Genomic DNA, 9,102 nt, shown 5'->3' with positions numbered 1-9,102 from the left:
ACAGACACCAGACGAGGCCTACCTGGGATCGGGAATAACGAGGCAAGCGGCATAATCACACCACAGACACAAGCTTAGCTAAGCCGCATTCCTGTCCGTAAAATGGGGCCCACCTCTGACCCTCGGTGCAATAGGCCTATGTAAGGACCTCGCGAAGGGCCGCGACACCTATTGCCCTGTGTAATCAGAATCGACCATGTTGCGCGTCAGAAGTTCCGTTCGGCCGGACGACAGGTCCACGAAATAGTATAAGGTCAGGCCGGATTTGTAAGCCGTCGAGGCGATTAGTTGGCGCGCATCTATAGCGTGTGACTCGACCCTCAGTCGAGTTTCTGCCGGGGCCATGGACTTGAGCCCCGCCCATATTTTTTTCCATTTTTCAGATAGATAAACAGGGTCTGATTCTGTTTCGTCAGAAATGAACCCGATGTGATGGTGGCTGTAAGCATCAAACAGGGGCCGTCCAGAACCCTCCGTCAGTGTCACTTGCCCAACACGGTCAATATACTCAAATCGGCCAGTGGTGCGGTCGCTTATCAGTAATTCTTCATCCGTGCGCCCCAAACCTTCAACAATCAACTGATTTTGCGTTGCTGTCTGTTCGCGTCGGATGGAGACAAAGCTGTCCGATCGTCCTCTGGCTTCGACCGCCATCATAATGTCGGTCATACCTTTCTCACGATTAAAGGTGGAAAACCCTTTGAGTTGGCCATCGCGGGTGATCGCGTAACTGTCTGCTCGCTGGTCTAGCGTTATCTGTTTTTGATCGTCCAGGGTGAACAGATTCAAACGGTTGAACTGTTCATACGGCTGTTGGGAGGCCGGGTTATAGTCGGAGAGTAACCGCACTCCGCCGACCAGAAAGTCCTCAAGCCACCACAGGTCGATATCCGTTGCTTCCCGGCCATTTTTGAGCGGTCCGTGAATCCCTAAATTGTCACTACAACCTAGACACTAAGAAAATGCCGAGGTGTGGGCTCTGAGAAACCGTCCTTCTATGCTACATTTCAGCGAAGGACGGTTGTTTTTTAGCTATAAGCCCTGGAAGCGTTAGCTGCCGCTATAGGTGCCATTGCCGGGGATCGTACACTTCTCCCAATCGCTACGGTTCGCGGCTATCGTGCACGGCAGCGCGCGACTGATCTTGTCGCGAGCGGGGGCGATAATGGCCATGTAGCCGCGTTTGTTTTCGCAGGCAATTTCCACCGTAAGGTCCTGATCGGCGGTCGCCCCGACATAAAGAATATCCTTGACAACACAATCCGGTTTAATGGCGGTGCTCTCATCTGCCAGGTCACTCAGTCGCTTTCTCTGAGCCTCGATCGGATAGAAACGACAGTTGAATTTTCGGAGGGTGGCCACGAAACAGTCTGTGAGATCGGCAGCTGATGTCGCGCCTTCGACCGGCAGATAGCCGGCCAGGCCGTAGGGGGGGGCCTGGCATTTGAACTCTATCAGCTCGCGCTTAAGAGCGCTGTCTTGCCCAACCAGATTATAGGCGGATGCGGTGCACAACTTCCCCAGGGACGAAAGGGCTGAATTATAGGTTGCCAGTTTTGTCTTGTCAGACGGCGCTGAACCACCCGCAGAGTTACCGCCCGTATTAAGACCGGAAGGTGCCGATCCGCCAAAGCTGCATTTTGCCCCATACGTCTCGGCTTCCTTGCAACCGAGGGCGCCTTTGAAGCGATCAAGGCCATCCGTTACGATGACGAGATTGGTCCGGTCTTCGCACAGAACTTCATAATAGAGCTGGTTTTTCCCGCCGCCCATGAAGCGGGCCTCAGCGGGCACGCATCCTTTCAACGCTTGCCAGGCGAGCGGGCGATAGTTGCCAATGGCACCTTTATCATCTGTGCGGGTACATTTAACCTCTGTATCCCGCGCTCTCAGACAACTGACATAGGCGAGCGGTTCAACCGGAGAAGGCAGGGTGTCTACGTTTTCTGGCAGGGTATAGAATCCTGATCCTCCACTCTGCCCCCCCTTGCAGACGACCTCGTATATCCGATTTGCGGTGCCAGCGGCCTTTCCCACATAGACTACGCCCGAGATTTCACATTTGGGAAACAAGGGCTTTACCCAACCAGTTATCCATTGCGTATTACTCCGGTTGGCGGGTATCACGCAGGCGATTGCGTCCTTGTTGCGCTTTTTTTCGGCTTCAGCTTCGTCGCAAGGCGTGGCGCTTATAAGAGTTGTCGGCGACGCCACCCTCAGTAGCAGCCCCCTCTTACCCTGGCAGGCGACTTCGTAAACTTGAAGGTCGCGCGTTTTGCCCTCGATTTCTGTCGTTACTTTTCCGGCAAAAAAAGCCTCTGCCATTTCGCAGGGAATAGCGTTAGCTGCAATGATTTTGGGGACTTCAGCGCGTCCTCTCTGCGTGGCGAGGTAGTCACTTCTTGCGTCTGCAAAGCTTAGACCGGGGATAAAAATAGCAAGCAGGGCAAGTAGCCCGACCAGGCTGAATGGGGGCAACGATTTTTTTGACATGTTCGATTTCCAACCTGTTGTTATGATGCCTGAGGTTATCAAAAATGGATATCGATAACAATGGCGCGCTTTCTCAACGGAGCTTGAAAGGGGTGGCGCACGGAAAAATTTAGTGATATCGATATCAGCTTATGGCGATGCGCAGTCGAAGCGTAATGATGTGTCGTCGGAAGAAACAGAGAGGATCATATGACCCGGATATCCCTGCGCCGCAGCGGCGTAGCGTTTGCTGCTATTTGTCTTGCTCTGGGAGGGCTTCCCGCCAGCAGCGCGGTCCCTCAGACGGACGGTATGGTCTCTCAGGTCCCTCCGCGTGTCTTCAAGGTTCGGCCGGGCGGTGTCCATTTAAGTTTTTCAGACGAGGCAGTGGCCGGTTTCAAGAAACGGGTCGCCTCGCAGCCAGAGGTCGCGGAGCAATGGCGAAAGATTGAGGCTGAGGCTGCCCGTCTTGTGGTTCTTTCACCCAAAGATATCACGCGCGACAGCCGTCGCATTCCCGAAAGTGTCGAGCCGCTCATACTGGCCTGGCGAGTGACGGGAGAGGCGCGTTATGCCGACAAGCTTCATGATATCCTGCGTAATCTCATCAGTCAGCCCAATCTGGTTACGGATGCTCCGCTGTTGAAGCGTGATCCGGTCTGGAATTCAGACCTGGGCATGGGAACAACGGGTGAGATGTTTGGCCTTATCTACGATTCTATCAGAGAAAAACTTACGCCTGCGGAGCGAAAAGCACTTACCGCAGGCTTTCTCAGCAAACTCGCCAAGCCTGTATTTAATGACTGGATCGACGGACGCGAACGCATTCACACACTGGACACCATGGGCCATAACTGGTGGGCGCATATCGTTTTTGGAACCGGTGTAGGCCTGATCGCGATCTCCCGTGACGAGCCGGAAGCTATGGCTTATCTGGATCGCCTTGAAACGGCTGGGACAGAGTGGTGGACTTATGAAGGTAGCCAGATAGAGGGGAAGATACCGACGTTTGACGCTGACGGAGGCAATCTCGAAAGCGTCAACTATGCCGAACTGGCGGTCGGGACTTATCTCGCCTTTCGTCTGGCGTGGCTTGAGATGTTCACTCAAAAACCCGCAGATGTGCCCATTTTGGAAAAGTCAGTCGATTTCCTGATCCAAAATGCCTATCCGACCTCGCCCTCACTTCTGCACGTGAATTTTGGTGATAGCAACATCAACAAAAACTATTCGCGATCAGCCGCGAACCTCTGGCTCACTGGTGTCAAGCGTCCTGACCTGCTGTGGTACACGACTCTGTCAGCTACGGCTGGGACAGGTGGAGATGTTCGCTACCAGCCGCGTTATCTGGTCAACATGCCTCTGAAGTCTGAGCCAGGTGGAGCCGGGCAGGTGCCACAACTTCCACTAAGCGCCTGGTACCGTGGTATAGGTTGGGCCACATTGCGGACGTCCTGGGCTGAAAATGCGACCTTACTGGCTGTCCGCTCCGGTTTTACCTGGAACCATAGTCATGCTGACGCAGGCTCTTTCCTGCTTTTCCATAACGGGAAGCCCCTTCTGATCGACTCGGGTAACGCCAGCTATGCCCGCAAGGAATATGACGAGTATTACCGCCAAAGTGCGGCCCATAACGTGGTGACCTTCAATGGTAAGGCTGAACCCAAGGAAGATACCTACATAGGTTCTCACACTCCAGGTCGTATCCCCAATATGATGGACGCTGCCGGCTACCGCTACGTCTTCGCCGATGCAACGGGCCCGACGGCGGATACGTTTGCGCGGAATTTCCGTCATTTCCTTTGGGTTGATGGTGTCATTCTGGTTTACGATGATCTCAAAGCCCGTGAACCGGGACAGTTTGCGTTTCAGCTACACACGCAGGGTGACACCAAGCGGCAGGGACAAAACCTGGTGGTGAAAAACGGCGAGGCGTCAGTGAGTGTGCGACCGCTTTTTCCCATGCCGTTTCCCGATGCAGGCCTGCCAACAGACTACCCTGAAAACATGCGGCTTGAAGAGTTGAAGGGATACAAGGATCGGGCGCCGGACGAACGAACGACCTATTACGCTTTCGTCCCCGCAGAGAGAGCTGAGCGTCAGAAGTTTTTGACGGCCATTATCCCCGAAGACAAGGGGCCTGCTCCACAAGTCGAGCGTCTGACGGGGCCTGATATGATCGGCGCCCGTATCACGCGCGGGAGCCGTGTGACGGATGTTTACATCAATCTGAAAGCCGATGGCAGTATACGCCATCGTAACGCAACCACGGCCCTCATGGGCTGGGAAACGGACGCTTACATGCTTGCTCTGACTTATAAAGCAGGCACCAAACCTTCACCCACCACGCTTGAAACCCTCTTTGTCGTTGATGGCAGTTATCTGCGCTTTGATGATACTCTTTTGCTTGACAGTCTCTCAAAACGGTTTCTGATCGCCGACTATGGTCAAGGTCGCTTCTGGATGCAGGGACAGGCAAATGCTGAACTTGGCCTGTGGCTGCCCTTCAGCCAACGGCGAGTTGATGTAAACGGTAAATCGATCACGCTATCGGGTAGCGATCGCTTTGTGCGTTTGCGCTGTTGCTGAGGCGTGGCCAAGAACCGAAAGACCGCAACCGAGTATCATAAACGGGTTTGCAGGCTGAAATCACAGCGGCGTAAGTGGTTGATCAGACAATCCAGCCGCTCAGGGAGTCATAATGGGACCAGATTACAAGATGCAGAGCGTTGCGCCTTTCAGTCCGGCTATCATCAAGGCCAGAGCTCCCGAAGGTGTGGTGGACGCACTAAATGAAAAGATCGATGCACTGTTAATGGAGGAACGGGAACGCCAGACCAGAGACTGGTCGGAATTTCTGGCAGGTAACCTCAAGACCGAGATGCGCATCACAGACATTATCCGGTCAACACCGGCTCTCACCGACTTACTGTTCGATGTGGCGCGCACCTATACCTACAAATGTCATAATGCGCTGCTTCACTACGGGAACTACGAGGAAGCCACCGAACTTAAAGACAAAAAGATCGAGATTCGTATCAGCGAAGGGTGGATCAATGATATGATCGCCGGCGACTTCAATCCTGTGCATTTTCATCAGGGAAGCACCTATAGCTGCGTGCTCTTCTTACGCAATCCTGAAGGATATGAGCAGGAATTTCAGGCTGACAAGGCACGCCAGCATTCAGTAGGCTGCCTGCAGTTCATCGATAGCCGTACCGCCATCGGTGTTCAGAATCTATTCACGGTTAAGCCGGTGGTTGGAGATTTTTATCTGTGGCCCTCATGGATGCTCCACACGGTCTACCCGTTCCGAGGCGAAGGCATACGCCGCAGCATGAGTGCCAATCTGTCATTGGTATAGAGTAGGAATGATGTAAGCGTAAACACGCACCCATGTTGCGGATCTGACGATTTTGTGGATCAGGCGCCGGCTTTATCTGGCTTAAAATTCCATGGCATCAACTCGTCGAGACGAGAGACGGTCCAGCCGTCTGCGATGCGCTGAAGAGTTTGTGTCAGCCAGGCCTGAGGATTGACCCCGTTCATCCTGGCTGTCTGGATAAGCGAGGCGATGATGGCCCATGTCCGGCCACCGCCGTCGGAGCCCGCGAACAGGCTGTTCTTCCTCGTAATAGTCTGAGGCCTGATGACGCGTTCGACGATGTTGGAATCCAGCTCGATACGCCCGTCATAAAGGAACCGCTCCAGTACCTTGCGACGACGCAGGGCATAGTCGATAGCCTTGGCCAGGGATGATTTCTGAGAGATCTGCGACGAGGTCTTTTCCCAGAGCTGGAAGAGCGCCTCGACTATGGCCTTGGCATGCTTCAGGCGGTAGGCAGCCCGCGCTTCAGGCGACTGCCCACGCACCTTGTCTTCGTGGTGCCAGAGTGCAGACATGATCTCAACCGTCTGGGTGGCTACGGGCGAGCTGTTGTTGGCATGCAGGTCGTAAAACTTTCTGCGGACATGCGCCCAGCACCCGGCGAGCTGGATGCCCGCATTGGCATCCGGGGCCTTTTCAAGCTGATTGTAGGCCGCGTACCCATCCACCTGGAGCACGCCGTTGAAGCCGGCGAGATGGCGCTTTGGGCGGTCGCCTGAGCGCCCATCCTCGAACTGGTAGACGACGATCGGTGGATCCCCGCCGCCGAAGGGGCGGTCGTCTTTCACATAGGCCCAGAGATAGTTGTGTAACACCTTCCCGTTTCCGGGAGACAAGGTCGGCAGAACCGTCTCATCGGCGAATAAACGCTCGCCCTTGAGGAGTTGCGCCATCATATAGGTGTGCAAGGTGGTCAACTCGAAGCCCACCGCGCCCATCCAGCTGGCCATCACCTGCCGGCTTACCTCGATGTTTTGCCGGGCGAAGATCGCTTCCTGACGATAGAGGGGTAGGCCATCGGCATATTTGGCGACCGCGATATGGGCGAGCAGCGCCTCGGTTGGCAGGCCCGCCTCAACGATATGGTTAGGTGCCTTGGCCTGAAGGACGCCATCGATAGACTTGTCCTTGTAGGCGTAACGGGGGCGCACGGTGACGATGACCCGATACGTCACAGGTACCACGTCGAGGCGCTCGCTCCGGTCTTCACCGATACGTACCTTTTGCTTACCCGCGTGCTCTTCGGGCTCATCGGGTTCAATGACGACCTCGATGCGCTCAAGGTGCGCCGGCAGGCTTTTGCGGGGTCGGGACGGCGACGACGATGACTTCGGTCGTCCTTTGCGGATTTCAGCCTCAAGGGCGCCTACGCCCGTCGCGACCTCTTCAAACAGAAGCACGAGTTGTTCGTCATCCTCGGCAGGCGTCACCTGTAAGGTCTCAGATTTGCGCGAGAAGCGACCACGATTGAAGATCTTGAGGATATCATTGAGCCGATCCAGGCGCTCATTCAACGCGACTTCCCGGCTTTTCAGGGCGCTGACCTCGGCTTCAAGCGCTTCCACCCGAGCGGCCTTTTGGGCCATTTCCAGAGCAAACGCCATCAGCGCGGCTGGATCTTTCGGGAGGATAATCGAGGGGTCCGACATGGACGACTTATACCATGCAAACCCCTTATCTGCATGGGTTTTTTCAGATTTTCGGACTAAATTTCCTTATCCCGCAAGACGGGGACGCGTCACTTTTTCGGGGCGAACCCGCTTCCAGTCGAGCCCGTCGATTAAGGCCAGTGTCTGCGCCTGGTTTAAGCGGATGCGCGCCTGCCCGACCTTCGGCCAGCAGAAGCCTCCCGTCTCAAGACGCTTCGATACCAGACAAACCCCGGTGCCATCAAACCACACCATCCGAAGCCGGTCGGCCCGCTTAGACCGGAACACATAGACCGTCCCGTTGAACGGATCGTGCCCCGCATCACGGACCAGACCCAGAAGACCATCCATGCCTTTTCGGAAGTCGATAGGCTGGGCTGACAGCAACACCTTAACGCCGGCCGGGATCATGCCGCGCGAACCGCGCGTATCACCCGAACCAGCGCCTGTTCCTCAACCGGCCCCGTGCATCGCACGATTACGCCGTTGACCTCAATCTCGATCGAACCCTTCTCCTCAGCTCGCCGCTCCGACACATCGCAAACGGTCTCCACCAGCCCACGATCACGGCAGTATCGCCGCCAGCCAAACAACTGCGACGGTGAGATGCCGATCTCCCGGGCCAGCGCCGACGCGTTCACCCCCGGCATCATCGAACGCGCCGCCATCTCCGCTTTGAAGTCCTCAGGCCAGTCCCGGCGCACCCGCTCGATCTCGCCCCCTGTCACAAGCTCGACAAACTGACTATTTCTAGTCGTACGCATAGGCGTAGCCATAGAAGTTCATACCCCGCGTCTTAAAACACGGCATTTTCGAACTTTTTAGGCCGCCAGAAAACACGGGGCGTGGCTTACGCTTACCCACGATCTGCAAGATTCGTTCATGCGCCAGGACTCTGCGTTCAAGGCTAGTCTCTTCGGCTGGCCTCAGGGAGAGTTCCATCCGCGGCACTTTATCAGCGGGAGAAACCTCAGGGGCACCTTCAAAAGAAGCGCTAAGGCTTGGGGTATTGTCTTCCAAGTCTGGAGGCAAACGGGTCATATCTCATCTTTCCAGAACCAAGCGTTTTGACTTAACGGCAGACGTAAGTGGCTTACTCACCTCCCGGCTGAGTCTTCATAGACGCCGGTAAGCTGAGAACGCTACGCGCTTTGCGTGTCTTAGGCGAATTCCCGCTCCCGGTGATGCTGCGGCTGAACAAAGGTGTCTGCTGGGGAGCGGCCACCCGCGTTTGTTTAGGTTTGCGCGGCTCGCGGTGGCCGAGGTTTTTGGCTTTGGTCATGGAGGCTCCAATTCATGTTGAGCCGTCAAGGGTAGGCCATACCAAGGGCTGATGACAGGTTCGGAAACTACATAAAGCCTTAGCAGGACCGCCCATGCGCCGTTCGCAAAGCCCGGTTGAGAGCCGTTCTGCCGCAGAATTCTGCGGCACAGAGTAGATTCCGACGCTGCCGTGTTGCCCTTTGACGGCTTAGTTTAGAGCGGAATGATTTCAAATGGAATCATTCCGCTCAAGCCGCCATTGAGGCGGCGGCCAAGGTGGCAAAGCCACCGCCCGGCGAGGGGCGAAACAAAAATCTAGATCATTATGTT

7 protein-coding genes are annotated in these 9,102 nt (G+C 55.4%); 2 read left to right on the top strand and 5 right to left on the bottom strand.

Features of this window, described 5'->3' with window-relative positions:
• Window positions 1-168 precede the first annotated feature (168 nt).
• Together Q0072_RS12290 and Q0072_RS12285 are read right to left on the bottom strand one after the other, a co-directional pair.
• Window positions 169-849, bottom strand: a complete 681-nt coding sequence (locus Q0072_RS12290) for a hypothetical protein (protein WP_298330491.1) — start codon at window positions 847-849, stop codon at window positions 169-171.
• A gap of 201 nt (window positions 850-1,050) precedes the next feature.
• The gene (locus Q0072_RS12285; RefSeq protein WP_298330488.1) at window positions 1,051-2,493 is read right to left on the bottom strand and encodes a hypothetical protein; all 1,443 of its coding nucleotides are present in this window, start codon (window positions 2,491-2,493) and stop codon (window positions 1,051-1,053) included.
• A 189-nt stretch (window positions 2,494-2,682) separates the two neighbouring features.
• On the opposite strand from Q0072_RS12285, the gene Q0072_RS12280 reads away from it, so the two are divergent.
• Together Q0072_RS12280 and Q0072_RS12275 are read left to right on the top strand one after the other, a co-directional pair.
• A complete protein-coding gene (locus Q0072_RS12280) occupies window positions 2,683-5,061 on the top strand; it encodes a heparinase II/III family protein (protein ID WP_298330485.1) in 2,379 nt (792 codons plus the stop codon).
• Window positions 5,062-5,173: 112 nt separating this feature from the next.
• Window positions 5,174-5,836, top strand: a complete 663-nt coding sequence (locus Q0072_RS12275; protein WP_298330483.1) for a putative 2OG-Fe(II) oxygenase — start codon at window positions 5,174-5,176, stop codon at window positions 5,834-5,836.
• 59 nt (window positions 5,837-5,895) lie between these two features.
• Here the strand turns inward: Q0072_RS12275 and Q0072_RS12270 are convergent, their stop codons facing one another.
• The 3 genes from Q0072_RS12270 to Q0072_RS12260 form a co-directional block, all read right to left on the bottom strand.
• Window positions 5,896-7,509 carry an IS66 family transposase gene (locus tag Q0072_RS12270; RefSeq protein WP_298330480.1) on the bottom strand — a complete coding sequence of 538 codons (1,614 nt, stop codon included), beginning with the start codon at window positions 7,507-7,509 and terminating at the stop codon, window positions 5,896-5,898.
• A gap of 66 nt (window positions 7,510-7,575) precedes the next feature.
• Window positions 7,576-7,899 (bottom strand): IS66 family insertion sequence element accessory protein TnpB, encoded by a 324-nt coding sequence (gene tnpB, locus Q0072_RS12265; protein WP_298330477.1) that lies wholly within the window; start codon window positions 7,897-7,899, stop codon window positions 7,576-7,578.
• Between the two features lie 17 nt (window positions 7,900-7,916).
• Entirely contained in the window at window positions 7,917-8,273 is a 357-nt protein-coding gene (locus Q0072_RS12260) for a transposase (RefSeq protein WP_298330474.1), read from the bottom strand.
• Between the last annotated feature and the right edge of the window lie 829 nt (window positions 8,274-9,102).

The sequence above is a fragment of the Asticcacaulis sp. genome (genome assembly GCF_027484505.1).
Classification (GTDB): domain Bacteria; phylum Pseudomonadota; class Alphaproteobacteria; order Caulobacterales; family Caulobacteraceae; genus Asticcacaulis.
Note: the sequence above shows the minus strand (reverse complement) of the source record. Positions and strands in the feature narration are given on the sequence as shown.

What these genes read in the sequence shown, in the direction of transcription:
- Q0072_RS12270 (WP_298330480.1), bottom strand. Translation starts at nt 7,509, where the DNA reads ATGTCGGACCCCTCGATTATCCTCCCGAAAGATCCAGCCGCGCTGATG.
- Q0072_RS12260 (WP_298330474.1), bottom strand. Translation starts at nt 8,273, where the DNA reads ATGCGTACGACTAGAAATAGTCAGTTTGTCGAGCTTGTGACAGGGGGC.
- Q0072_RS12280 (WP_298330485.1), top strand. Translation starts at nt 2,683, where the DNA reads ATGACCCGGATATCCCTGCGCCGCAGCGGCGTAGCGTTTGCTGCTATT.
- Q0072_RS12275 (WP_298330483.1), top strand. Translation starts at nt 5,174, where the DNA reads ATGGGACCAGATTACAAGATGCAGAGCGTTGCGCCTTTCAGTCCGGCT.
- Q0072_RS12285 (WP_298330488.1), bottom strand. Translation starts at nt 2,493, where the DNA reads ATGTCAAAAAAATCGTTGCCCCCATTCAGCCTGGTCGGGCTACTTGCC.